The organism is Paenibacillus sp. NPDC058071 (assembly GCF_042885235.1).
Classification (GTDB): domain Bacteria; phylum Bacillota; class Bacilli; order Paenibacillales; family Paenibacillaceae; genus Pristimantibacillus.
In genome coordinates this window covers 1-24882 of record NZ_JBHVSK010000023.1, presented here as the reverse complement: position 1 = coordinate 24882, position 24882 = coordinate 1, and the positions used below count along the sequence as shown (strand labels likewise).

General features: G+C 35.5%; 39 protein-coding genes and 2 pseudogenes. 39 read left to right on the top strand and 2 right to left on the bottom strand.

The window, feature by feature from the left end:
- The first annotated feature begins 128 nt into the window (after positions 1 to 128).
- From ACFVTB_RS25400 to ACFVTB_RS25380, 5 genes are read left to right on the top strand one after another with little or no spacing between them, the layout of a single operon-like run.
- Positions 129 to 407 (top strand): SMI1/KNR4 family protein, encoded by a 279-nt coding sequence (locus ACFVTB_RS25400; protein WP_387755773.1) that lies wholly within the window; start codon positions 129 to 131, stop codon positions 405 to 407.
- A gap of 29 nt (positions 408 to 436) precedes the next feature.
- Positions 437 to 853, top strand: coding sequence for a tetratricopeptide repeat protein (locus ACFVTB_RS25395; RefSeq protein ID WP_387755771.1), 417 nt, complete (start codon positions 437 to 439; stop codon positions 851 to 853).
- Between the two features lie 13 nt (positions 854 to 866).
- Entirely contained in the window at positions 867 to 1301 is a 435-nt protein-coding gene (locus ACFVTB_RS25390) for a hypothetical protein (protein ID WP_387755769.1), read from the top strand.
- Between the two features lie 45 nt (positions 1302 to 1346).
- Entirely contained in the window at positions 1347 to 1877 is a 531-nt protein-coding gene (locus ACFVTB_RS25385) for a hypothetical protein (protein ID WP_387755767.1), read from the top strand.
- A 25-nt stretch (positions 1878 to 1902) separates the two neighbouring features.
- On the top strand, positions 1903 to 2412 hold the full coding sequence (locus ACFVTB_RS25380) for a hypothetical protein (protein ID WP_387755765.1): 510 nt from the start codon (positions 1903 to 1905) through the stop codon (positions 2410 to 2412).
- A gap of 122 nt (positions 2413 to 2534) precedes the next feature.
- Here ACFVTB_RS25380 and ACFVTB_RS25375 read toward each other — a convergent pair whose 3' ends face one another.
- The gene (locus ACFVTB_RS25375; RefSeq protein WP_387755763.1) at positions 2535 to 3701 is read right to left on the bottom strand and encodes a copper amine oxidase N-terminal domain-containing protein; all 1167 of its coding nucleotides are present in this window, start codon (positions 3699 to 3701) and stop codon (positions 2535 to 2537) included.
- A gap of 219 nt (positions 3702 to 3920) precedes the next feature.
- Between ACFVTB_RS25375 and ACFVTB_RS25370 the strand changes: the two are divergent.
- From ACFVTB_RS25370 to ACFVTB_RS25205, 34 genes and pseudogenes are all read left to right on the top strand, one after another.
- Positions 3921 to 4225 (top strand): annotated as a pseudogene (locus tag ACFVTB_RS25370) (hypothetical protein).
- A 149-nt stretch (positions 4226 to 4374) separates the two neighbouring features.
- Positions 4375 to 4830 carry a DUF6630 family protein gene (locus tag ACFVTB_RS25365; RefSeq protein WP_387755761.1) on the top strand — a complete coding sequence of 152 codons (456 nt, stop codon included), beginning with the start codon at positions 4375 to 4377 and terminating at the stop codon, positions 4828 to 4830.
- 47 nt (positions 4831 to 4877) lie between these two features.
- A complete protein-coding gene (locus tag ACFVTB_RS25360; protein ID WP_387755759.1) occupies positions 4878 to 5333 on the top strand; it encodes an immunity protein YezG family protein in 456 nt (151 codons plus the stop codon).
- 156 nt (positions 5334 to 5489) lie between these two features.
- Positions 5490 to 5927, top strand: coding sequence for an SMI1/KNR4 family protein (locus ACFVTB_RS25355; protein ID WP_387755757.1), 438 nt, complete (start codon positions 5490 to 5492; stop codon positions 5925 to 5927).
- 55 nt (positions 5928 to 5982) lie between these two features.
- Positions 5983 to 6456 (top strand): SMI1/KNR4 family protein, encoded by a 474-nt coding sequence (locus ACFVTB_RS25350; protein WP_387755755.1) that lies wholly within the window; start codon positions 5983 to 5985, stop codon positions 6454 to 6456.
- A 164-nt stretch (positions 6457 to 6620) separates the two neighbouring features.
- Positions 6621 to 7007 (top strand): immunity 22 family protein, encoded by a 387-nt coding sequence (locus tag ACFVTB_RS25345; RefSeq protein WP_387755753.1) that lies wholly within the window; start codon positions 6621 to 6623, stop codon positions 7005 to 7007.
- A 99-nt stretch (positions 7008 to 7106) separates the two neighbouring features.
- Entirely contained in the window at positions 7107 to 7541 is a 435-nt protein-coding gene (locus ACFVTB_RS25340; RefSeq protein ID WP_387755751.1) for an SMI1/KNR4 family protein, read from the top strand.
- Positions 7542 to 7877: 336 nt separating this feature from the next.
- Positions 7878 to 9311 (top strand): J domain-containing protein, encoded by a 1434-nt coding sequence (locus ACFVTB_RS25335; protein WP_387755749.1) that lies wholly within the window; start codon positions 7878 to 7880, stop codon positions 9309 to 9311.
- A gap of 23 nt (positions 9312 to 9334) precedes the next feature.
- Positions 9335 to 9982: a DUF1266 domain-containing protein gene (locus tag ACFVTB_RS25330; protein WP_387755747.1), complete on the top strand. Its 648-nt coding sequence runs from the start codon at positions 9335 to 9337 to the stop codon at positions 9980 to 9982.
- 78 nt (positions 9983 to 10060) lie between these two features.
- On the top strand, positions 10061 to 10405 hold the full coding sequence (locus tag ACFVTB_RS25325; RefSeq protein ID WP_387755745.1) for a hypothetical protein: 345 nt from the start codon (positions 10061 to 10063) through the stop codon (positions 10403 to 10405).
- A gap of 191 nt (positions 10406 to 10596) precedes the next feature.
- The gene (locus tag ACFVTB_RS25320; RefSeq protein ID WP_387755743.1) at positions 10597 to 11085 is read left to right on the top strand and encodes an SMI1/KNR4 family protein; all 489 of its coding nucleotides are present in this window, start codon (positions 10597 to 10599) and stop codon (positions 11083 to 11085) included.
- A 251-nt stretch (positions 11086 to 11336) separates the two neighbouring features.
- On the top strand, positions 11337 to 11816 hold the full coding sequence (locus tag ACFVTB_RS25315) for a DUF6985 domain-containing protein (protein ID WP_387755741.1): 480 nt from the start codon (positions 11337 to 11339) through the stop codon (positions 11814 to 11816).
- Positions 11817 to 11851: 35 nt separating this feature from the next.
- A complete protein-coding gene (locus ACFVTB_RS25310; RefSeq protein ID WP_387755739.1) occupies positions 11852 to 12280 on the top strand; it encodes an SMI1/KNR4 family protein in 429 nt (142 codons plus the stop codon).
- Between the two features lie 266 nt (positions 12281 to 12546).
- Complete coding sequence (locus tag ACFVTB_RS25305; RefSeq protein ID WP_387755737.1) at positions 12547 to 12870, top strand: DUF6572 domain-containing protein; 324 nt, start codon at positions 12547 to 12549, stop codon at positions 12868 to 12870.
- 177 nt (positions 12871 to 13047) lie between these two features.
- Positions 13048 to 13539, top strand: coding sequence for an Imm6 family immunity protein (locus tag ACFVTB_RS25300; RefSeq protein WP_387755736.1), 492 nt, complete (start codon positions 13048 to 13050; stop codon positions 13537 to 13539).
- Between the two features lie 84 nt (positions 13540 to 13623).
- Positions 13624 to 14229, top strand: a complete 606-nt coding sequence (locus tag ACFVTB_RS25295; protein WP_387755734.1) for an immunity protein Imm33 domain-containing protein — start codon at positions 13624 to 13626, stop codon at positions 14227 to 14229.
- Positions 14230 to 14415: 186 nt separating this feature from the next.
- A complete protein-coding gene (locus tag ACFVTB_RS25290; protein ID WP_387755731.1) occupies positions 14416 to 14931 on the top strand; it encodes a hypothetical protein in 516 nt (171 codons plus the stop codon).
- 33 nt (positions 14932 to 14964) lie between these two features.
- Positions 14965 to 15564 (top strand): imm11 family protein, encoded by a 600-nt coding sequence (locus ACFVTB_RS25285; protein WP_387755728.1) that lies wholly within the window; start codon positions 14965 to 14967, stop codon positions 15562 to 15564.
- A gap of 391 nt (positions 15565 to 15955) precedes the next feature.
- Positions 15956 to 16138 (top strand): Imm43 family immunity protein, encoded by a 183-nt coding sequence (locus ACFVTB_RS25280; protein ID WP_387755726.1) that lies wholly within the window; start codon positions 15956 to 15958, stop codon positions 16136 to 16138.
- Positions 16111 to 16296, top strand: a complete 186-nt coding sequence (locus tag ACFVTB_RS25275) for an Imm43 family immunity protein (RefSeq protein ID WP_387755917.1) — start codon at positions 16111 to 16113, stop codon at positions 16294 to 16296. Before ACFVTB_RS25280 ends, ACFVTB_RS25275 begins: the two co-directional genes overlap by 28 nt.
- Positions 16297 to 16351: 55 nt before the next feature.
- Positions 16352 to 16957: a hypothetical protein gene (locus ACFVTB_RS25270; RefSeq protein WP_387755723.1), complete on the top strand. Its 606-nt coding sequence runs from the start codon at positions 16352 to 16354 to the stop codon at positions 16955 to 16957.
- A 120-nt stretch (positions 16958 to 17077) separates the two neighbouring features.
- Positions 17078 to 17734 (top strand): hypothetical protein, encoded by a 657-nt coding sequence (locus ACFVTB_RS25265; protein WP_387755720.1) that lies wholly within the window; start codon positions 17078 to 17080, stop codon positions 17732 to 17734.
- A gap of 257 nt (positions 17735 to 17991) precedes the next feature.
- Positions 17992 to 18657, top strand: coding sequence for an SMI1/KNR4 family protein (locus tag ACFVTB_RS25260; RefSeq protein WP_387755717.1), 666 nt, complete (start codon positions 17992 to 17994; stop codon positions 18655 to 18657).
- 30 nt (positions 18658 to 18687) lie between these two features.
- Complete coding sequence (locus ACFVTB_RS25255; RefSeq protein ID WP_387755714.1) at positions 18688 to 19155, top strand: Imm6 family immunity protein; 468 nt, start codon at positions 18688 to 18690, stop codon at positions 19153 to 19155.
- Between the two features lie 32 nt (positions 19156 to 19187).
- A pseudogene (locus tag ACFVTB_RS25250) lies at positions 19188 to 19673 on the top strand (ankyrin repeat domain-containing protein); the annotation flags it as partial.
- 24 nt (positions 19674 to 19697) lie between these two features.
- Complete coding sequence (locus tag ACFVTB_RS25245) at positions 19698 to 20117, top strand: hypothetical protein (protein WP_387755915.1); 420 nt, start codon at positions 19698 to 19700, stop codon at positions 20115 to 20117.
- Positions 20118 to 20206: 89 nt separating this feature from the next.
- Positions 20207 to 20695: a hypothetical protein gene (locus ACFVTB_RS25240; RefSeq protein WP_387755711.1), complete on the top strand. Its 489-nt coding sequence runs from the start codon at positions 20207 to 20209 to the stop codon at positions 20693 to 20695.
- A gap of 74 nt (positions 20696 to 20769) precedes the next feature.
- The gene (locus tag ACFVTB_RS25235; protein WP_387755708.1) at positions 20770 to 21114 is read left to right on the top strand and encodes a DUF2185 domain-containing protein; all 345 of its coding nucleotides are present in this window, start codon (positions 20770 to 20772) and stop codon (positions 21112 to 21114) included.
- Positions 21115 to 21156: 42 nt separating this feature from the next.
- On the top strand, positions 21157 to 21618 hold the full coding sequence (locus ACFVTB_RS25230; protein WP_387755705.1) for an SUKH-3 domain-containing protein: 462 nt from the start codon (positions 21157 to 21159) through the stop codon (positions 21616 to 21618).
- A gap of 63 nt (positions 21619 to 21681) precedes the next feature.
- Entirely contained in the window at positions 21682 to 22296 is a 615-nt protein-coding gene (locus ACFVTB_RS25225) for a DUF1963 domain-containing protein (RefSeq protein ID WP_387755703.1), read from the top strand.
- A gap of 104 nt (positions 22297 to 22400) precedes the next feature.
- Positions 22401 to 22808 carry a hypothetical protein gene (locus tag ACFVTB_RS25220; RefSeq protein WP_387755701.1) on the top strand — a complete coding sequence of 136 codons (408 nt, stop codon included), beginning with the start codon at positions 22401 to 22403 and terminating at the stop codon, positions 22806 to 22808.
- A gap of 41 nt (positions 22809 to 22849) precedes the next feature.
- Positions 22850 to 23386 (top strand): SMI1/KNR4 family protein, encoded by a 537-nt coding sequence (locus tag ACFVTB_RS25215; RefSeq protein WP_387755698.1) that lies wholly within the window; start codon positions 22850 to 22852, stop codon positions 23384 to 23386.
- A gap of 62 nt (positions 23387 to 23448) precedes the next feature.
- Positions 23449 to 23925, top strand: coding sequence for a hypothetical protein (locus tag ACFVTB_RS25210; RefSeq protein WP_387755695.1), 477 nt, complete (start codon positions 23449 to 23451; stop codon positions 23923 to 23925).
- A 44-nt stretch (positions 23926 to 23969) separates the two neighbouring features.
- Positions 23970 to 24434 carry a toxin-antitoxin system YwqK family antitoxin gene (locus ACFVTB_RS25205; RefSeq protein ID WP_387755692.1) on the top strand — a complete coding sequence of 155 codons (465 nt, stop codon included), beginning with the start codon at positions 23970 to 23972 and terminating at the stop codon, positions 24432 to 24434.
- A gap of 208 nt (positions 24435 to 24642) precedes the next feature.
- Here the strand turns inward: ACFVTB_RS25205 and ACFVTB_RS25200 are convergent.
- Positions 24643 to 24882, bottom strand: a 240-nt coding sequence (locus tag ACFVTB_RS25200; RefSeq protein WP_387755689.1) for a hypothetical protein, incomplete at its 5' end; no start/stop codon positions are given.

The following is a 24882-nucleotide window of genomic DNA, read 5'->3' as shown; positions in this document are numbered from 1 at the left end:
CTTTCAAGGTTTCTTTTTTTGTAGGTGTGGGTGACGAATGAATCCATCATTCCTTGAAAAACAGTATAATAATTTTAGAAGCAATTACTGGAAGATGCACGCAAATGAAGACTAGAAAGAGTGATATCATGAATGAGAAAATAATAAAAATGATCGAAGAATATGGTGAAGTAAGGGATTTTTTCGGAGGGGCTTCAGAGGAAGATATTCGTAATACTGAAGAAATGCTTGGTTTAAGGCTAATTGTGATTGAAGATTCAGGAGAATTTATTCGATGTATGCACTCCGCTGATGTTAATGACAATAGAGTATTTAGTTGGATCAGGGGGGGAGAGCTTTCAATCCGTTATGATACCTTTGATGATTATACAATAGATATGTTTCAAGAAGGTATTGATAACTTATAAATATGATGGTCTTAATGGGGGAAAGAATAATGGAAATTAATGAAAACGCACATGACCAAATTGTCCAATTGTGTAAACAGGGAGACACGCTGTTTGATAAAGGACAAACGGATAAGGCAATTGAGAGCTACACAGCGGCACTGGATTTGGTTCCGTTACCCAAGAGCGAGTGGGATACCAGTACATGGATATATACAGCAATAGGTGATACGTATTTTCATAATGGTGACTATGAAATGGCAAAGAACAATTTTTTTAATGCTTTAAACTGCCCGGATGGAATCTCAAATCCATTTATTTTACTGAGACTTGGAGAAAGTTTGTTCGAGTGCGAGGAGCTTGATAAAGCTAAGGAGTATCTATTAAGAGCTTACATGTTAGAAGGCTATAAGATCTTTTTTACCGAAGATGATAAATACATTGGATTAATTATAGATATGATTTGAGGGGGGATTTAATTTGGCTATTTTGCCATCACCAATTAAAGAAAGATTTGAACACATTCTAAATGAAAGTAATGAAAAGTTTAAGGGAGGCAGCTATGATGACTCTATTTTGTTATTAGAAGAGGCATGGAACTTAATACCTGAACCAAAGGGTATTTATTCTGAAGAAGGTTATCATTTAGTGAAAGATATTATTGATACTTGTTTTATAATCAAAGATTTCAAGAAAGCAAAAGAATGGGCAGATAAAATATTTCTAACTGGATTTGAACGCATAGATTCAGGCGGCAAGGAATTTATCTCAGGTAAAGTTGCTTTTGAATTAAATGATTTAGAAACAGCAAAAGAATTTTTCAGGATTGCCAATAGCAAATCAGAAGGTAGATGTTTTGGGAGTCCGAAGAATGCTAAATATCTCAAATTCTTTAAATTTGAAATTGCAAGATAAGTGAATGAATAGGGTTGTTCCGGGTGATATAAAGGAGGCTAATCAATGATGAATATGGAAAAGTTTAAGCTAATTTCATTAAGAGGTAGAGTTGCTTACGGAGTTAGCTGTTTTGAGAATGCCCTTCTAGCTTTAAAATATAATCTCAATGACTGGAAGATCGTTTTGAACTACTTATGGGGATTCACTAATTCCAACTTAGAAGAATCTCATACCATTGCAAACGAATTAATTCCTGAGCACTTGCTAGAGTTTAAAACATATGAAAAGCATGAGTTTGAACGATTGAGCAAAGAGGAATTTCTGTACCTGTACAATTTGTATCAAGATATGGATGAATCCATTAACTCATTACTTTATGGTATCCATGAGCTAGGTGCTAGCCATGCATACAGTGTGGTTAGCGGGTATGGTGAAAGTAGCTTAAAATCTTTGGAAAGACTTATAAATTTAATGATAGATAACAACTATCCATTGCCAAACGTAGAACAGTTTCTAATATTTTCTATTGATGAAAATAAGGGATGGGGAAACGAGTTCGATGGTACAAAATTGTCCAAGTTAAATCCGAATTAGATTTGATTTGATAGTGAGGATGACTATGAATAATTATATAATCTCTTTTACAAAAAAGTTTGAGTATTTTTTCGAGCAAAAAGAAATCTCAAATATTATTTATTTACATGATGAGGATGATAATGAGAGATTAAACCATGTCCTTTTCCTTGAGAAGGATAATGGTGATGTTATAGGCTTGTATATAAGAGGTATGAATCCATTAATTTCAGTGAATAGAATTTACGATTTGGATGATTTTAATTTGTTTTCTAGTTATGAAGGATTAATTGAATGTAAGGAAAATATTAAACTCAAATTAGAGTATATAGTTTTGTTTTTTAGCACTCAATACAACGAATTATTAGGTTTATATTTGGCGAATAACGATGCATCTAGTTCTATATTTATACTATTTTTACAAGATGAAATGCATCTGGAGAAGGATTGTGGTAAACACGAGGCTAGTAGGATGCTTGAAAAAAGATTTTCGATTGAAGGTTTTATATCTTATGAAAAAAAATGTGAGACTGACTGGAAGGTAGTAAATTTCTAGCAGGTCTATGTTCTTGAGAGCAGCATACATCAGATTACTTTTTCGTAATGGTATAGAAAAAAGCTGCCGAGAAATTCTCGACAGCCATGCTGATCAAATAATTATTGCAGCGATTCCAACTATTATTTTCTCTTCCAATACGTTCCGTCGGAAAATGCAACTTTATCGATTTGAATATTCTTCAACGAGGCCGTATCTCCGAACTCCGACAAGCTCCATGTGAATGTGAAGCTCTCTCCGCTTTTCACACTTACATTATTTCCTAGGCCATAGAACCGGTTGCTATTGGAAAACAGTCCGTTGACCTTGTCGCCGTAAGCATCGTAGCAGCTGAACGAAAGCTCGAACGAAACGATTCTTTTGTCAGTCAAATTTAGCAGACTAATGTTGGCATCCGGATAGCCGAGTGTATCATAAGAAATGCTGTATTTTCTAATTTTAAACGGCACATTTTTGTTTTTGACAAGCTCTTGCTTCAGCGATTTCTGATACTCGGCCCATTGCTTCTCAAAGTACTTCCTTAAGCTATTTTCAAACGATCTGTCCAAATAGGCATCTTCTGCTTTTTGGAATCCTTTGCTTGCGATTTCCTTGCCATCTACTTCAATGCTCTTTACAGCACGCCCGAAAAATATATGCTCCTCATTGTCGACTACCACGTCATCGCCTGGTGTTGCACTAGAATGCTCGAATACACCTTTTTTACGTGCACCCAAAGATATCGAGTAATCAACCGTGTACATCTTATCGTCTAGATAAATATATTCGACGTAATTGACTTTTACGGTGTCGGTGCCGAGATTTTTAACGGTCGTATTTGTAATTTCAAGCGGCAGCCCTGTATAGTAGCGGCTTTTCTCCTTTGGTGCCGTCTTGATTTTGATCTGGCTTCCCTTGGTCTCCATCGAAGCGCCCAAGCCATCCAGAAGGAAACGAAGCGGTACCATCATCCGGCCATTACGCTCGACCGCTGGTGTTCCTAGAAATACGGATACACCGTTAACTGTGGCAGTTGGCGCGCCTAGGACGATCGAAAGCGTCATTTCTCCATTTGAGCCGATAATTCTTTTATTCGAGCTATCCCATGTAAATGTCAATCCAAGACTTTCGATCGTTTCCCGAGCCGACACAATTGTCGTACCTTTTTCGGTCAAAGGAGCTTGCGCATATTTAACTTTCGTGCCGTTCACATACACGCTTGTCTCTTCGGCTTTGGCTGCTGCCGCCATTACCGGCATCGACCATGCTAGGATAAAAACAACCATAATTGCTATAAAAGACTTTTTCATTTCTTTATTCCCCTCCGGTAATATTCTTTGGATGATTTTGTCACACCCATATGACCAAAGGTTATTATAGTATAGATTTCCGAATTAAGACAGATGAAAATGATGAATTTTGTAAAACAAAAATATAAAGATTAGAACGTAACAAGGTAGAGTTTCCTATTCCAGAAGGTTTATATTCATCCTCCTGGTAACGAATAAATAATTTAAGAAGGTGATTATATGTGGAAAGAGCAAATTGGACAGATTTCAAAAATAAGAGAGGAGCGAAACCGTAAACTCAATTTACCTGCCAAAGGAAACGAGTTATCTCGATTTCGTGAATCTGTAGTGAGAAAATTCGGCGAAGATGTGCTGCCACAGCAATACTGCGAATTTTTTTGGGGGATTCAGATATAGCGTGGTATTGTTACAACGTTTCTAAACAAAGTTTTGTTGAACTAGATAAACCTTCGGGGGAATTGATGGAAACTTTTTCTGATTTTGATGCTATGCTTGAATCAGCTTTCTCAGCAGCGCTTAGTTAAAGTGATATATTGCTTTAAGGTCTATTAATTTTTTTGGAAATGATACCGAAATATTACTCATGGTTGATCGACCAATTTTATCGTAAAAGCTACCACGAATATATTCCCAACAATCATGGGGAGTTTTTTCAATAGGAGGGAAGCCCTGTATGCCAGATCAAGGGATAGCGCAGCTGATATTTCCTAATAGTAAGGAAGTAAAAGCGTTTTTGAAGGATCAAGGAAGTTATGATTTACATGAAGATCTATTAAAATATGGGTTGGCGACGAAACAATTTTTATACGTTGATTTTAAAGGTGAGGAATACCAGGAAGTTATCGATTTTATTCTGGATTACGAATTTGCTCACCATATTAAATTAGCAACACAAGAAGAACTTGAGCAATTACAAGCATTTGATTATGAATTTTTACCTGAGAAGATCAAAGAGGCCAACAAAATACTGTCACCAAAGGGATATGGACTATTTGCATATCCAAATTCCGGCGACTTTTATGCACTATTCATTGCAAAATTAGATAATATAACAAACTTGCTCCAAAAAGAAATACTGCTCGACGATAGAATCCCTTTCCAAGAAAGGTGTATCAAATATTACGTCTAGCGTATAACCTAATTTTTAATACGTTTTTACAGAGGTGAGATTTAGTATTGAAAGAATTTGAAAGCAGATTTAGTGAATTGCAAGCAGATATAATTTCTATTTGTATGGAATATGTTGGAGGCAGAGCCGATAAGGTATATGTTTATGCTTCGTGCGAAGAAGGTATGATATCAAGCAGTTTCTATTATTTGATTAATAATAAGTACGTAGAGTGTCACAAGGTGAATGATGCATTAAGGGATGGGGACGAAAGGTATGATGCCTCACCAGAACGCCAATTTATGGTTTTGAACATAATAAATGAAGACATTGAAAAAATTGCAGAATTGTGTAAAGCACAAGATCATGAGATGCCAACTGAAATGAAGTTAATATATAACGCTATGAGCGGGAAATTTCAAGCTGATTACAAATATAATTTAGTTCACACAAATGATGATGTAAAAACAGCTGATGATTTTGCTGATGAATGGTTTGAGGGGATAAAGACGAGTAACCTTTGACTACCAAGGTGTTGTAACGATGAGCATGTTTTCTGAAATTTTGGCATTTCCATGATTCCAGGTGTATGTATATAGTTTGCTAATGCCTATGCTAACCCATAATCGAGTTGGTAATAGGCCTTTTTTGTTTAAAGAGAAACCAGAGGGGGTATGAGCATGCCTGAAATTGTAAGGACACATGAACAGTTATCATTAGAGCAGGTAGAGAGCTTCGAGATGACAAATAGTATAAAATTACCTAATTTATATAAAGATTTTTTGTTGGAGTATAACGGGGGGCGTGTAGAACCAAATGTTTTTAGAATTTCATCTGATGAGGGTGAAAGTGCACTAAATGTTTTCTATGGAATTGGTAATATGAATAATAATCTTGAAAAAAAGATAGGATTTTTTGAGGAGATATTAGAAATTGGATTTATTCCTATTGCGAGAGATTCTGGTGGTAACCAAATTTGTTTAGGTATAAGAGAAGAGTTCTATGATCAGATTTTCTTTTGGACACAAGATGAAGAGTATGATGAAGCTATGGATAATATGCATTATTTGGCGGAGAATATTCAAGAGTTTATTGATAGTCTGTACGATGCTGAATAGAAGTCCTTATTGGTTGGACGCATGTTAAAAGTTATGAAAATAGGGAGTGAAAGAATTGAGATTGGATGGTAATACAATTGTTTTTCCACTGCCAACCGATGAATTATTAGATGTAGTTGAGCGAAGCTTGAGAGTTTCATTTCCTAAGTTTTATAGGGGTTTTATTAAGAAAAATAATGGAGCTATACCGATCACAAATGTATTTAATTATAATAACCATGAATATATACTTGAAAAGTTTCTGTGTATATTGGATGACAGTGAGTCTGATCCTGTTAATGGGTGGTTTGATGTTGAAGTTACAATTGCCCAAATAGGTGATAGATTAACTGATGATGAAGATTTAGTGGGAATGAATGTAGTGCCAGTTGTTACACTGTTTGCTGGGGACTTTATTTGTTTAGATTTTAGAGAAACAGAAGAACCTACAGTAGTTATTTGGTTCCATGAAGAGTCAGGGGAGTTTTCTCCAGTAACACAAAAGGTTGCCCAAAATATATCTGAATTTTTTGAAATGCTTAAGGTGTAGGTGATATTAGTCCATCCGGCAAACAGATCATTAGACATAGTAGGGGAGATTTAATAATGAAAATTAATGATTCAGTTTTTGGGATATTGATCCACGCAATTTAGAGCCAGATGATGATATTTAGAGCGGGAATGATAGGGGTTAGAAGCTTGAGGAGGATTAACATGGAAAAGGAAGGATTCGTCTCGTTGTGGGTAGGGAAAGTTCAATCCGCTGCAGAATTGAGTAATTTACTCGCGGTTTCTTATTCTGATGAAGGAGATTTTGTACCATCTATATTTGCAAAACACTTTGAGATTATAAGATATGACGATGCTACTATAGAAGCAGAATATTATGAAACGGCGAGTAATGACCTGAATCAATTACTTGAGGGATTTTCGTATGATGATGAAATTGTCACAAGATTTGAAGAGCTAGTTCAAGTAGGATTGCCTAATGATATTAACTCGGTAGTTTTACTTTATAACTTTAAATACACGGGGGAGATTTTTGAAGCTACATTTCAATCCAATTACCTGAGATTCTTAGGTACGGTAGAATATCAATAATGTGGGACTACTCAGTCCCTTGGGTAGGAGCGATATAGGAATGGCGAAAAATCAGCGCGATATAGAAAACTCAAAAATAAAATACCTGGAGTGGTTAATATGGGATTAACAAAATGGATTTATGCAGAAGAGCCAGTTGATGATGCTACTATAGTATCGGTCGAACAACTTTTTAAAGTGACCTTCCCTCAAGATTATAAGGATTGTATTAAAAAATATAATGGTAGTTATCCAGTGCCTGATATTTTTGATTATGATAATGGTGGACAAGGAGTATTCAATGATTTGATAAGTTTTACAAATAGCGATATGAATATAACAATGTTTAAGTATTTTGCAGAGGATTCGTTTACCAAAGGAATTATTCCATTTGGAAGAGATCCATTTGGTAACTTAATCTGTTTTGACTATCGCCATACAAAAGAAGCTCCGTTGATTGTCTTCTATGATCATGAAGAAGAAGGGGAAGCAGCAATAACACAAATTTGTGAGACTTTTTCGGAACTTCTAAATAGATTATATTCTATCGAGTAACATAAATTCAGTAGGGATGTCGGTTCAGATTTAACAATCCGATTTTTTGAATTTTATAGGGCGTGCCCTTCATCAAGATGACGTAAATGTGATGTAATAGCGATCACCGTCACCTTGCAGGGCGCGCCCTTTTGTCTTTTTAAGAACACATTTGCTATTCAATATGAGCTCGGATTTAATCCTTTTAATGAAACCAGTTTGACTGGTGAAACATGGGGGAAGTTTGAATGATCTGTTCATGGGATAGACGTCTGCCGATATAGAAAAGTAGATATCAACAACTGATTTTGAGGTAGCGCCAAAATCTAACTGCGTAAAAAGGACTGATGACTATTCATGCGCATTTGGGATGTACTTGGAGTAGATCCGAGCAGTGACAGCTCCATTATTAAAAGAGCTTACGCGAAGCAGTTGAAGCTCCACCACCCTGAGGATGACCCGGAGGGGTATCAACGGCTGCGCGAAGCTTATGATCAAGCTCTTAAGCAGGCCAAACGTAAACAGCAGAGTGATCGAACAGCCAACCGTATTCTTTCGGAGGAAGAAGATGAGCAGCAGGAAAGTCAGTATGTGTCTATTTCTCATCGCATCACGATCGTGCCAGAGCAGAATCATGTGCTTCGCAGTCCTGAACATCAATTAAATGAGTTTATGGCTAAGGTCAAAACGATATACGACACGTTCAAATCACGAATCGATACAGATTATTGGTTGGAGCTGATGAATGACGATGTCATGTGGGATTTTAATCTCCGACGTTCCGTTTACGAACGAATGCTCATTTTTTTGGAAAGTCATCCTCATTTACCAAGATCGGTTTGGCAACTGCTCGAAGGCAGTTTTGCTTGGAAGGAGGAAGCGCTAGAGGATTGGAAGTTGTTCTCCAAACGGTATCCTAATGTGTTTATGTATGCATTGGAGGATCATCAATATGTGACAAGCTTGCGGCACTCGTTCCTTGCAGATGCAGGAAACATTGATTACGATACCTTTCTGCATTACCGGGTAATGGCGTTGAAAGCGCTCAAAGACAATGACTTGCAGACTGCGGAAGATATGCTGAATAAGGCCTGCGAAGTGTTTCCGAGTGATCCGGATTTGCTTCGCCTTCAAGGGGAATTTTACTTTCGAACGGATGATTTGAGCCGTGCTCTTAATGCCTTCGATCATTGTATTCGTATTGCTCCTGACGATAAGGATTCTTATTTCTATCGCGCTCGTATTTACTATAAACAAGACAGGCTGGTTGATGCGATTCAGGATTTAGCTTATCTTCTGCCTCAAATGCCGAAAAGTCTGGATGTGTTATCTCTTCTAGGAAAATGTTATATCCAATCAGGACAATTGAACCACGCTAGAGAAACCTATAATCGGATATTGGAAATCGATTCGAACGATATCGAAGCACTTGTTTATCTTGCGGATTTCGAGGGATTCACAGTTAAGCAAGAGAGCTTTGGGCAAACGGAGGAATTAGAGCCTACAGATGAACTGGAGCTCCAACAGAGTGCTGGGCCGCCCTTACCGTCGTTTTTTGCAAAAATGAAAGAGCTGTTATTACAAATTGCAAAAAACATCTGGTTATATCTATTGTTGCTAGTTGCCGATTTCGTATTAGTGGTATTAATACTTGATGGATATTTGCCTGATATGGGCGTGAAAATGGTATCAATAATCGGAACTATTTTAATAGTGGCTTGGTGTGGTCTTATTTTCACAATAGTATGGAGAGTTTACTGTGTTTTTAAAAATTATTTATGGAGCAAGTAGAAAGGAGTTGTCTTTGTTCCAGCATGGATTATTACAATCTCGAAGTTCGCCAACAATTATCTTTATATATTCATGCACTTTCGTCTTTTTGCTTGAAAGGGCATAATCCTTATCCTTTTGCTAAAAATATGCACCTCATATTCGAAAATAAAAGTCGGCTGCGTCAATTGCTGTACCAATGGGAAATCGATGATGCGAGAATGTTAAAGGATAAGTTGGACTGGTTCTTTCAAGCTGGACACAGGAAAGAGTTTCGTAACAGTAGTATGCTGCTCTCAGGGCTTTCTATATCGGAACGCGCTTCATATATCCAATCAGTGCCTGAGGGTGATCCAAGAAAAGCAAAGCTGATTGTCTCCAATCATTATTTGACACGCTTGCCAGCGGAAGGCATAGCCGCATACGATCATTCTTGGCTCGTATATGCTTGTTGCGCAGGATATGAACTCGGATACTTAACGGAAGAGGATAAATGGAGAATAGTGGCTGCCAGTGTTCGGAATGTTAGAATGTCATATTCAAGCTGGAAGGACTACGCTATCGGGTATGCGGCAGGCGCGGATTTCGCAGAGCCTTCTTCTTCTTTTGACTATGTGAATAGACATCAAGATTACCTTATTAAATTGCTAGTTGCTCCAGACAGTCCGCTAAGACAAATTAGCTTAAGCTAGTAAGGTTCTAGGGCGTACACACATTGTAATGGAGTATTTTTTAGGCTCTACACGAAAGTGAGGGGAGTCCGATTGCTAGTGACTAGAATCTCTGTGACATTACAAACTGAAAGTGCTAGTAAATTGTTAATGAACATTAAGAAATACACTGGTTTAGGTCTGTCAGATATTAAAACTCGTATTAATAGTAATAATCCTCTTATGGAAGCCGATTTTGTAAATAGTGAAGACATGGAAAAAATGAAAGAGTTAGTCGAAGAGTTAGTTAATAATAATGCGAATTTCCAACTGTTTGAACAGGATGACGACTATAAAGAAGAACTCCCTCTTGAACATTTTATGAATAGCTTTGAAATGTCAAAACAAATTGCACAAAATAGAGAAAGAATGGATGGCATTCTAGTAGAAGAAGATGAAGAATAATCGAGAATGGATGGGAGACAGTTTCAAAATTGAATACAATGCTATTTCGTTACATAAAACAGATCGATTATGGTCAGATAGCACCATGAATGACCTGTTTTTTTGTTATATTCATTTTCTCAAGAGATTGAAAAGGTTCCGGGCACGACTAATAATTTCTATTAATAAGACCCCACCAAGGAGGTACGCGCGTGAAATGGCGATCGGCTGATGAACAAGTAACACTTGAAGAGGTTGAAATAGTAGCTGAGCAATTAGGAGTTAAGTTTCCTTTCGATTATATAGAATGTGTGATGGAGAATAATGGAGCACATGTTAGTCCAGAATTGTTTGAAGTAGAAGGGAAAGAAAAAGCATTTGGAACTTTAATAACTTTTGATAAAGATGATGATGAATTTATTGCTAATGTGTTCAATGATTATAATGATACACTCCCAGAAAAGGTGATTCCTTTTGCTTTTGATCCAGGAGGGAATCTAATCTGTTTTGATTATAAAGAGAATGAGGAGAAGCCAGTAATAGTATTCTGGAATCATGAAGGTGCGGCAGAAAAGGCTTTATTAGTGAATAGTGAAGGTATGACTAAAGAACAGGCGGAGAAGACAGCTAGAAGAAATGTTTTTTATGTTGCAGATTCGTTCACAGCCTTTCTAAATAAATTATACGATAGAGAAGATTAAACGGTTCTACATCAAAATCAGTTCTTGACGTAAAAGGAGAGGTTAGCGAAGGGGCAGAGGGATTCTGGAGAAACGGCAGTGGTCGCTTTTAAAGCCTGATTACTACCGCAAACAATTTTTAAATAAGGAATCAGGCTTTAATGGCGATCGGAAGAACCCTCTGACCCGCAGCGCTCCCCCCTCACTTAATGTAAAGCACTGGCATATATGGGGACATAGTAAAATCAAAGAGAAGTTAGGAGGGTAATGGAATGGCTAGTTTTAACCATGAACTATTTGGTGAAATTTCTTACGATTTATATTGGAGCGGGCAGCAGAAAATAAAAATATTTGGAAAAGAGAAAGTTATCATTTTAAGTATTGATGGAAACGAAGCAGGCGAATTTCACGATGCTCAAAAAGAAGCTCATATCAATTTTGTTGAAAATATGGACGATATTATTTCTAAAGCAGAAGAGTCTATCTTTGACTATTATCAAGAAGTTTATATGGACTATAGAGATATGGTGGGAGAGGATGAAGCTAACAAGATTGCACCAGTTATTGAAAGTAAAGAAGGGTTAGGTCAATTAATTGAACCAACTCAATTGATTATCAGAAGAGTACGGAAAGATGGAGTTAGAAGAATTGGCTTGATTTTTAATTGTACTTGGGAAATAGAACATGGGCTTGCTGTTAAAATTGAGGATGAAGAAATAGTTGAGACAGGCTTCCAAGATATCGTTCTATGATTGTCTGAAATGCCTAACTAAAAAGGGGAATAACAATGGCGAATATAGATCGAGCAAACGAGAAAATAACGATAAATGAAGTTCGTGAATTTGAAAGTCAATATGGTCTTAAACTTCCTGAGCCATATATTGATTTTTTGCTTAAATATAACAGGGGATATCCTGAACTATCCATATTTAAGATTTCTGATGAAGAGGGTGAAAGCGTTTTAAATGATTTTTACGGCATTGGTGATATGAAGGACAGTTTGGCCAAAGTGTTTGAGGTTTTAGATGGTGTACTACCTGAAGGATTTATTTCAATCGGTAGTGATCCCGGGGGAAATGAGATTTGTATAGGAATTAGTGAGGAGTACTTTGGACAAATATATTTCTGGATGCATGACATGGAGTCAGTTGAAGAGATGGATAACATGTTTTTATTAAGCAGCAGTTTTAAGGATTTCTTTGATCACTTATATTAATTTGGAAATGCGGAATGTGAAATTTGTTCTGTTGAAAGCGTAATTCCTTTTTGGAAAATGTACAAAGATGAAAGTACTGCGTTATTAAAATTAAATGTAGATTGAAGCTCGGAGCGCTCAGGCGCTCCCTTTTTTGTTTTCCTGAGTGATGCGAAGAACAAATTACAAAAAACTATGTGTTTCTACAAGTATTTGCCGATAACTAGATTAGTGGCTTTGAAGTTCGAGAGGCTATACTTGAGAATGAAAAATGAGGTGTGATGCAAGTGTCAGTATTAGACAAAAATAAAATTGATGGTATTGGTAAAAGTGAAAGCGATAATAAGGTAGCCTTAATGATTGCAGACCATTTAGACTGGGAAAATGAGCTCGAACACTTAACTTTATTGCAGGACAAAATTAATGCTTATTTATCTTTTATTGAAAGCGGGCAAATCTATAACGTTTACCCGGATGCGAAGTCAGTAGATGGATTTATAATTGATTTAAGATTTAGATATAAACCAACTGAGAATTGTAATAAATTATTGGAGTTTTTCAGAAAAAGTACGCAAGATTTGAATATTGAGTTTGAACTACATGAATCCTAAAAACGGGATGCCGGGGAAAATTGGTTTATGAGCATTCGAAAAAGAAAAACAATGATTCAAACACTTGATAAACGTTTATAAGCTCTTTCCAACCTTTTTTATTAAGTAGGAATGAGCTTTTTTGTTTGCGGCACAAGAACTTAAAATTGGTTTATAAAATAACTGGAGGTTCTTACTTTGATTAATTGGTCGATTTTAACAATGGATAAGAAAATAATATATTATTTGGGGCTTAGTGAGTCCGTTATCCAAACGTTAAGCAGCAACGATTTTTTTGAGCATGCTCGAAGTACTCTGGATATTTGTTGGGAATGGTTGGGAACAAGAATTCCTACAGGAGATGAGATATACACGTTATTAGATGATGGCACAGAGTTCGGAGGATTATTTATTCAAATGCAAATGGATGTAAAAGAAGAAAATGAGGCGAAATTGAATTGTATAGTTGATGCCATTTCTTTTGTGAACAAGCAAGCGTATGTTTTTGAAGGTGCAAGGTATTTACCCGCCCCGATTGAAAATGTAGATGATGAATTAATTATTCATTTCTTAGACTGTTTTCATAGAATTGATCCAAAGAATAAGAAAATTGCAGAAGACTACTTTGATTATGTAATAAATACTGATATTAAAACCAAAGTAGATGTGGTTACTTACTTTAATACGTGATAGGAGATAAGTAAGTAAACTTATAGCAGCGAACAATTAAAAGTTTTGAACTTAGAAGCAATGAAAAAAGGAGCTTAACAACAAATGATCCAAAGCACAAAAGTTATAAATGGAAGGAAATTTGTTGCGAACTGTGTGGAATATTTGTCACCACAAGCAGAGTGGTTATTGGAGCTGTTTAAACAAATAGAAGCAGATCGCGGTCAGATAATACCTGGTATGAAAATACAGATTGGTTGGACTATTTATACCGTTATTGATCGGAATGGGGTATTGGAGATAGCTGCTCCTGATTACAAGACAAACCCATTTAGTGACGTGAGTGAGGATCTTTCAGTTTCTCTATCGGTGCAATTAGCTCAAAATCATATAGTAAATAAACTAAATATTGATGGTGAAGCAGCTTTGTTTCAGGACAAGATTATTGTAGCCAAAGGGGCCTTTAATTTAGAAAAAGTATATTTGGAACGTTCTAAAAATTATACTAATGGCGACTCTGGTTGGTATCTCGGACCAATTGAAAAATCAAATGAGCATGCTGAACTCGAAGCTTACTATATATATGAATTGTTAACGCTTAGGCCGTCTTTGCTTAAAGCACTTGCAATTCCTAGAGGTTATATTGTTGTGTTTGAAAAGGATGAAATCGAAGCGGTATTGGATGAAAATGATAATAGTGTTTGGCAATAGAAGATGAGACACACAGCTATTTAAGAGAGAGGATGAAGAGGATGAGTATATCTCCTCAAAAATCAACTATTGGCTTATCTAGCTATGAATGATTATTCATGTTCGCCAGGAACTGTTACCCGAACATAATATTTAAAAAGTATAATAACTTTGATTAAAAAATCTTTTTGTAAGTAGGTGTTTGATGTGTTTAAAAAGGGAAAATATGATGAAATAGTGTTTAAATTAAAAAAGAGAAAAAAGGAAATTATTATTGAGAATAATTTTAAGGGGGATTATGTATGGATCTTCAACAATTTATCAGATAATGAAATATCAATAGATCATAAACTTCTTTCATATGAAAAAGCCGAAAAATTTAATACTGAATATCATGAAATGTTTGAAGAAATAACTAAGGATATGTGGATATTTGCAGAAACGGGTCAAGGGGATTTTTGGCTAGTTGATTTAGCCAATGCTCAAAATAGCATCTATTTTTATGATCATGATTTATCTATTGTGGTGGATATGTCGATAGATATGAAAGAGTGGTTTGAATTAGCTGACATCGTATCACAAAAAGAAGAACTATTTAAAAATCATAGGAATATCTATTTTGATGAAAATTTAAATTTAAAAGACGAATATAGACGACAAATTCTTGCTGAAGTTGAAAAAATAAAAAAAGGGCTATCGAGTACCTATCCTTTCGAATTATGAATAAGATGTCACTAATAAGAAGGGTGTTATGAAATGGGAAATCAAAAGTTAACTGTTTTTAATCCCAATTGTATGTATGAGTTTTTTATTTCTTCTGATTACCCGGACAAATATTGGATTCACTACGATTCTAATTTATTATTGAAGCACATAAATTTTATTATAGGGAAAAAAATCGCAACTTCTAATGAAACTCTTCCTGAATTCTCATTGAAAGGAAAAGTAAGCGAAGAAAAGCTATTGAACTATGATTTACTTCATTGTGGAAATGGTCCGAGTCTAATTAGCCCCAAGTTCACGGAAATTATATTGACATACTTTAATAATGAAGTTCAATTAATTGAAGCTAAACTTAGAGTGAATGATAAAGAATATTCGGGATATCATATAATGAATATTATAGAAAAAGTATCTTGTATGGATAAAGAACGATCGGTTTTTAAGTTAAGCCACCGTCCAGATGGTCCAATCACTATTAATAATCTTGTTATTTCAAAACGTCAATTAAATGCACTAAATATATTTAGACTAGAGGAATCGCTCTCTACCATTGTAGTTAGTCCTAGGTTTGCAGAGTTATGTAGTGCTGCTAATCTCGAGGGATTATCTTTTGTTGAAATCGAGGTTAATTAAACAGATTTTTTAGATAAACTGCATGATGATGATTTATTTGATAATGTTGATAGATGCAAAACAAGCCAGAATTTCTATACGAAAGTTGCAAATAGAGATACTTTGTAGACAATAGAAATACTAAGCATTCTCGAAAGTATGCTGTCAGCCAATAATAACTGGCTGGCTATTTGTTATTTTATAAAGGGTATAACACTCACGATCGAGAGTATGCATGATGAGCAAGGTTGTTAGACCCGACGGACAAGAGGTTACGTTAACCTACGATAGCATCGTTAGAAGGATTGAGAAACGTTTTTCTGGTTTGGTAGGAAAAACAGATAGTCATCTAGACAAGAGCAGCGTGGCAAAACATAAGGATTAAGTTAATAGAAGGGTGCAAAAAGTTACCATGATGAAACAAAAAATATATGCAATGGGAAAAAAGAGTGGTAGAGGTGTACCTATTTCCTTAGATGCAGTATTAGCAGAGGAATATAATGATAAAAACCCAATGCCCGATATGAATTATGAGTGGACTATTAGTCACGGTACAGAAAAAGTTAGATTTCCAGAATATTTATTTTTAGTTTAGACAAAGAAGTATTTGTTCTAAAAGGTTCATTAATGACCAGGTTTTTATTTTGTAGCGAAACATTCAAAAATGAAATTGAAAAAGAACATTTGAAGGGCGTGGATTTTATTCCAATTGAAGAGTTGCCGGCTTATTATAATAAGAAATATTTTTTATAACGTAATAACTTAGCTTATTGTATGTTACTTATATCAAGAATAGGAGGGTAATGTAATGGATAGTAAGCTCAGAATATCGCTTAATTTTCCTGGTATTGTCGTTTTTGATCCAGTAACACTATCTGAGTATCTAAGAGAAAAAAATATAACGGTGTTAGATTTGATCACTTACTTCAATGAAAATGAAGAAGTCGGAAAAGAAGTTATAACGCGAGGAGCAATCATTCCGATTTATCCTATTCCTGAATTGGATTATAGAATCATTATTAATCTTGAAAGTACAAAAGACTTAGACTTCCCACTGGAATGGATGTTATTTGAAACTGAACCATTTCCATTTCAAGTGTCGAGTGAGTTAGTAATCATTTCTGACATAGTATCTATTATGAGTTGGGAAGAGGAGTTTTTTGTTAACTATGAAAACCATCTTGATGAACGATCTACTTCGAACGATTATACGAAAATTCCAAGAGGACATTACGGAGTAAGTATTATTGGTTATTGTGAGCCAAATAAAGGTTTGGATGCAGACTTTGGATATATACTTAATTTTCAAAAGCACTCGAGCTTGCCTGAGTTTAATTTCACTAAGAGTATAAATGATTATAATTTTGTTGTTGATCCGTTATTGAAAAATAAAAGCACTGATCACAAGAAGTAAGTGTTGCTAGGTTAGAAATGCTGATTATAAATCACATGTACTTGTGTCAGATTCTCTTAAAGTAGTTAACCTTAATCGGCTGAATGTCGTTTATAAGAAAACATGAAGGGGATGCAACTCATGAATACATTAAAAGAATCTATACTGCAATTTATTCAAACTTATACTCAATCCAAGCAGCCTTTTGAGTTCTTTATTAAAGAAGGTGAAATTGTCCATCAGCCTAATATGCCAAAAGATTTAATCGATATTCGAATTCCATTGTCTAATGAACTGAAGTATCTTTATGAGAATTTTCGTATTAGTGGCCCTGTAAGAGAGGACAATCATCAATTGGATGGTGTCGATATTGATCTTGGAAACAATGTTCTATATCTCTATGCTCCGGACCGTTTATTAAAAAGACAATCAGGTTATAGGTGGGTTAATAAAGAAGGACAGTATTATGAAGATCCTAGTTGGAATCCCCATTGGATTGTAATCGCAGATATTGATTCTAGCCCGATTGTAGTTGACAGTGGTCTTATAAACTCGCCTGTATTTGCAAGCTACGAAGGAGGAGAACTATTCTCTGTATCGGATTCGTTGGCTAGTTTCTTTGATGCACTTTCTGTTGTCCTTCAGGTATCTCATGCATTTAACGGTGAAATCATAGATGAGGAAACGCTTGAGGTCAAAAGTGAATTTGTAGATCGATTAGAAAAACAGTTAGAAACATTACTAGGGAAAGGTAATACCGATAATCTATTGGATTATTTGTCTATACGTGAAAAATAAGAATGGAGTGCAAAAACTATCATGAATAGAAAGCAAATATATGCGATGGAAGGGAAAAGCGGTAGAGGAGTTCCTAGTTTTATGAAAGCCGTATTAGCATAGAAGTCTAATTTAATGCCGAGCGTTATATCTTTGAACGTGATAATGTGATTCTGATAAATGGGTAGGGTAATCAGGCAGCGGTAAACGGTATTCAGACTTAAAAAGACTTTGTTTTAGGATACGAAAAGCTTGTTGTTGCAATGGGGATGACGACGATGGATAAAATATTAAATGAAATTGAGAAACGACTATCGGATCTTAGCATTTCAACAAATGGAGATAAGAGTATTAATGAGGAAGATCTAGGAAGTATTGAGCAAAGATATGAGATATCTTTTCCAGAAGTGTATAAACAGTTTCTGTTGAGGTACGGAAATTTTACATTCGAGCAAGAGATTCGATTTCGAACTATAGAAAAAACGCCGTGGTCACAGGATGACAACCTTGAGTCCTTTAGTTCATTTTTTGTGTTATCTGATGAATCAAATAATTTAGAGAAAAAAATTGAACAGTATTACGATAGGATTCCAACGTCGGTACTTCCAATTGCTGATGATTCAGCTGGAAACCTTATATGTATTGGAGTCAGAGGCAACTATCAAGGGAAGATCTATTTTTGGGATCACGAAAATGAATGGGTCGCAAAGGTAATGTTGAAAGAAGAAGTACAAGGGATAACTAGCATTGATGACTATTGGGAGAACCTATATTTAGTGGCGGATTCTTTTATTGATTTTATTAGAAGTTTAGAGATTAAAAAAGAAGAAGAAGTAGAGGATATTAACTCGAAAATCATTGGTATTCATATGAGTAATGATTTTATGGAAAAAATGAGGCTGGCAAGAGAGAGAGTAAAAATAAAAGAAAAGAGAGAAAAGTAGGATGGATTGATTAGGAGTGAGTAGTACAAAATGAATCAATTCAAGAATTTAAGTGTGGACGCCAAAGTAGTATTCCTCCTTTCATTGTGCGAACTAATTATCGACAAGATTTCAAAGTCTGAAGGTTATGAAGTTGCTTTGGAGTCATTAGAGAAATGTTGGGAATGGGTTAAATTTAAAAACATTGAGGCTTATAACCTTTACCTTTACCTAGAAAACATGGACGAGACAGACGTGATGACATTCATGCAATACGAGAAGGATAGCGACAGAGAAAAAGTATGGATATGTCTAGCAAATGCTCTAGCATATACAATATGGGAGGCGTATCAATATGAAAAAGAAAAATTTCTCCCACAAACTATTGAAAGTGTTAATTATGAGACTGTTGAGAACTTTTTAGCGGCTTTTAATGAGGTCTATGTGTTGGATGGTTTGGCAGATAAATTACTACATAACTTTGAAAAAAATTACCCTATGGGTATTGATAAGCAATAGGGGATAATGCTAAGCGAAGGAAATAATCATTTATGGATAATGTACAAATTGCCAAAGAAATTCGTATAGCTATTAAGCAAGGTAATACTGCAAGAGTTACTGAACTAATTGGCAACAATATTGAATTATTAAATATGATGACACCTTTTGGAACGTGGCTTCATGTAGCTGCTTCGGAAGGCCAACTTGATATAGTTAAGAAACTTATATAATTAGAAGCTGATGTTAATAAGCTTGGTGGTGCATATGGTGGTGGAGCAATCAACGAGGCTGCTTCAGAAGGACACTTAGATGTGGTGAAGTATTTATTATCCTATGGTGCAAAATTGGATGTCAGTGATCCTGTAAGAAATCCGTTGTTTGGTGCGATTAGTAATGGACATGTAGAAATTGCAGAGTTTTTAATCAAAAGAGGTATTGATATAAGTGTTAAGTACAGTGGTGATTATATGACAAATATGGATGCTCTGGCTTTTGCTCAAGAACAGGGACAAACTGCAGTAGTAAAATTATTGGAGCCTCATTATTTAAGGAGGGAAGACATGGCTTCCTTACATTCACCCATAAAAGAAAAATTTGAATTCCTCATTAATAAGAGTAATGAACAATTTGAAAACGGTAACCATAATGACTCTATTAAAACACTGGAAGAAGCATGGGGGTTATTGCCTGAACCGAAAGGTATTTATAGTGAAGAAAGCTTTCATCTAGTGAAGGATATTATTGATACTTGCTTTGTTATAAACGATTTTATAAAGGCGAAAGAATGGTCGGATAAAATTTATTTAACAGGATTTGCACGAAAAGATACAGGTAAAAAGGAATTTATCTCAGGAAAAGTGGCTTATGAATTGGGTGATTTAGAATTAGCAAAAGAGTTTTTCAGCATTGCTAATAAAAAATCAGAAGGCCGCTGTTTCGAGGATGAGCATACCAAGTATCTTAGATGCTTTAAAAGTTAAAGATCAAGAGAACGCTGTGAGAGGTATATCCGCTGTTTTATTTTGAAAGAGAAGAAAAAGGAGAGTAATGCCCTAAGGGAGGGGTAATAGTGGCTATCGAAAATGATTTTGTTGAGAGGATTAGTAAAATCAATTGGTTTTCAAATTGTGGAAATGCTCTTGAATATTCTATTCAATTTGAAGTCGTTAACGAATCGAACTGGAAAAGGGCTACAAAACATTCTCAAAGCAGAAATTGGGAAGCAATTACGCTGGAGGTTGGAAACCAATTAACTGAGTTTTTATCTGTAAAATTCCCCGATAAATTTAGAAAATGGAACCAGCTAGTTAGGGAAGGTAAAGAAGTGATTGAGCAATATGTCGTCCCTAAAATAAACGAATATATAAATCAAAAAGAGCTATCTCCCGCGATTCTAGATCATGTGAAATGGGATGTTATTAGTGCAATTATGGAGTACAACTACAAAGACGAGAAAGATCCGATTTTTTTTCTAGAGCTGCTTAAAGTATACGAATCAGGTAACTTCCCATGTGGATGGAAAGGCAGCTGGCCAAATGGTAAATTGATCGTTTATTAAAATAGACCTTTGGGTTGGTATGGTTAATGCCATCGCAATGTTCAACAAGTCGATTATGGTTAAGGAGCTGGAGCATGGAAATTAATAACAGTGAGTTCGGGGGCTTTTTAGTTTCTAAAAATATTGTTGCAGGTTTTCCTATTCGCTATTCATTTCGAGAAAAAAGCTCTATCCCTCAATGTAATGGGTGGAATTTATACTCAATAGCTGATGATGATGAGTATATTAGTAATCCAGATCATTTTTCAATTCTAAGTGCAGAATCTATTTTTAAGCTATCTCCTATCGTTTTAGATCTTTTTAATGCTCCATACGGAACGGATCTATGTTGGTTATATGAAAAAGGAGTACACACAGGATTCTATGATTTGATTGCCGAGAAAGAAGTTACATTAAATGAAATTTTAAGAAACACTTAAATAGCAGTTGGGATAGCCCATTTAATCAAATGAGGTGCCTAGGTGGAAAGATTATCGAAAAAAACAATAAGTATATTAGAACAATCAGGGTGGACAACTGACCGAAAAATAGATATAAGCTCTAAAGTTAACTATTTAGAAGATAAGGGGTATATCGTTTTCGATTGTGTAAAAGAAGCTTTGGAGCAGTTTAGTGGAATGACGTGTTGCTATGAGTATAATGGCAACTTGGAGGATTTTAGGATAGAGCCAGAGGAAGGTCTGGGGGATTTAGAAAGAAAGCATTATAAGAGATATGAAGTAATAATAGGTGCCGAATTGGTTGTTATTGGTACAGCCTTTAGAGATAATGCAGTAATGTTTATGTCTAAGACAGGGGAAGTTTATGGTGTTCGAGATGATTACTACATTTGGGAATTTGGGAGAGACATCTATGAAGCTCTCAACCATTTATGTGAAGGAAAAGAGTTCATACCCATATATATTGAAGAAGGTACTGAATAATGAACTTTTGCAGAAGTAATAGTAGGTGAATTTTAAGGTGTAAGTAAAAAAAAGGTGGGCGCGATGAAAGAGTCAAAAGAGATTATATTTAATGAGATTTCTAATGAATCGCTAAAGCCACGTATTGGCGGCATGAGCTTTTTACCAGAAGATATGGACTGGCCTGAAAATCCAGATGGTGAAAAATTAGTAGTTATTTTAAGTTTACCAACTGATTTTTTGAAATCTAATTTTGGATTAAACTATCCAGAGGATACTGTGGTTTCAGTATTTACAACGTATAATCAAAATGATTTTTTCCTAGATAAGATTGTTTATCATGGTGATGATTCTGAATTAGAGCACATTCGAAGCGGCTTTACCAAAGTGCTCTTACATCAAATAGGAAAACCTCGCAATGATGCTGAATATATCATTCCAGCTCAAGAAGTTATTGTCGGTGGTCCAATTGGAACAGAGGAATATACCGGTTCGAAAATCGGCGGTAATCCGAGTTTTTTGCAAAACGAAGATTATTCTTTGTTAGATGAATATTTATTCTGTCTCCAACTTTATGGCAGCGATTATCATGAAGAATACAAAGATATATTTTATTTAACTGATTCAATAGGTTATTTATACTTAAATCCTAATACTGATGAAAATAATGCTGGTGTTTTTTTCACACAGTCGACTTGATTTATCACACGAAAGTTTTAATAGTAAGCTGGTTTTCGATCGTAATCGGAGCCAGCTTATTTAGCTTCAACTAATCTTTTAGACGGGAGAAAAGGATTGATAAAATGGGCATGACAAGCTACGAAAGAATAAAAAATTCTGTAGTACTTGATTTTGGGGAATATATGGAAGAAGGTTTGAATGTGGCGCAGGTTTCAGCAAGAACATTGGAAGAGGATTGGGGAGTAGTAAATGATAGTTTGTTCGCCAAAACATTATACTTCGTTTCTATTGCAATGGAGAGTTTGAAATACAAAGAAATTGCTGATTTTATATACTCTAAAATAGATAGTTATCTGGAAAATACTAAATTTGAAGAGAGTATCGATAAAAATGACATTGAAAGACTATTGCAAGACATTCAAATTTGTAAAGAGTTAATGGATAAAGATGATTATAAAATCAGGGAAACAAGCGATTCTGCTCATTCAAGAGTAGAATACATCTTAGGCTTGAAAGTTGATGAACGTTAGTGTGAAGGTGTTGAGATTTAATTTTTTGAAGGAGAAGTACTATGAGTTATAACATAGAATGGTCAGATCAAATAAATGTAGATATTCATAAAATCAAGGATCTGGAAGAGAAATGGAGTATCCACTTTCCTCAGGGATACGTTGATATTGTGTTAACACATGATGGTTCAGTACCTTACGTTACGAATGAACATGGGGAGCGGGGCCAAGGAGTTATTGAAGTACCAGGGAAATTATCATGGAGTATTCAATTACTATCATTAATAGAAAAAGAAGTGCTTGGGGAAATTATTACTCCGATTGAACTAGCCTATCATACTTTGGTTGAGGCCTTGCCCCCAAAAGTATTTCCTTTTGCGATTAATGGGGCTGGTGATAAATTTTTGTTTGATTATAGAGTAGATGAGAACGAACCGAAAATCGTTTTTCAGAATCATGAGGACGTTATATTAGAAACTGAAATGACTGATGAGGAATTGGAAGAGAAATCACTCGAAGATTGGCAGAGCGAAACATTAGATCATGTGTGCGAGTCATTTGAAGTATTCCTTCGTTTAATTTCACCACGGTTGAAATGAGGTGACTCTCAATGGATGCAGACAATAATAAAAAGCTCTTATAGATTGGAGGTATGACAGTTGTGAAAGTAGAGCCAAACTTTCCGAATACAGTCGTGGTGTTGGTGAAGCACAAAGAAGAGTATTCTTGGTATGTTAGTGAAAAAGAATTATGGATTATGGATTTGGTGAAGTTAGACAACGCCTTCCGGAGAAAATTTAATCAGCCTGAAGTAACCGAAACAGAGGCTGACTATGAAGAACGTGTAGGATGCGAAATACTGTCTGAAAAAAATATAGAACAATTTCAAGAAGCCGTGGAACACTTCAAAGTAAGCTATACAGAATTGGCGGATTACTTTAAGTTATATTCGGAGGTATACCTGGATGGAGAGAATCCTGAAGTTGATACTTCGTTTTATTTAGACTTTGATCATAAAATCTTTCACTCTTTTTTCAAAGAACCGGGTTCTTATGAGGATTTTGTTCCAACGGGATGGAGAGGGATTTATGAAAAAGTTGAAAAAGATATAATTCCCGAGAATGCAAAAAGAAAGTGAAGCTCGAGACTATTTCATTCAGCTGAGATTAGGAGTGATAGGAAATGGAAGAGAAAAAGATGAATGAATTAAATATCCTGACTGCATCAGAAGTTATGGAACTAGGAATCGAGTTTATAGAAGATGTCTGTTATTCAGGTGAATATGGGCAGCAAGTTTTCAATAAGCCAATGGAAGAAGGCGGAACCGCTATTACAGGATTGTTATATGAAAAACGTGCAAATGGCGCATTAGCCTATTATAGTTTTTATGAGAATGGCATTCCACATGGTGTGACAGTGTGGTTTTATCAAAGCGGAAAGGTCAGAGAGCATACCAATATGGAAAGAGGAACAACCACCGGCAGGAGCATTTCATGGTTTGAGAGTGGCAAAGTAAAATCAGTTACAGAAAAAAAGTATGGGTTCAAAGTATACGGTCGTGAGTGGGATGAAAACGGGAACTCAATTGAAGTGAAAAATGGGCCAACTGATTTTGAAAAGATAATGATTACTAAATACGACTCTTGAAGCTCGAAAGATTAGTTCATTATATGAAGGAAACCACAGTCCTCTGATTTAATAGGTGAATTGTCCAAGCTGCAATCAACATCCAGATAACATCATAGATTTAATCCTCTCTGTTATATAGAAGAACAAGGTTAATATAAAGAAAGAGTACTGAATATAAATTCTTTTAAAAAAAGACTTGCACTATTCTATTTGAGTATGGTATATTCTAATTCCGGCCGAGAGAAACACGGTTGGCGAGGCAAGCGAAGGACAAGCCTGTAGAGAGCTTTTGAAGCTCGAAACAAGCTGAAAAATAAAGCTTGCATCGAAATAACGGATGTGCTAAGATAACAAACGTTGTTGAAAAAAACATTGTTCTTTGAAAACTGAACAACGAGCGAAACTGCCCTGTTAATCCTAACGGATTAATGGAAAAGCGATAAAAAAGATTGAGCAAGTCAAACAC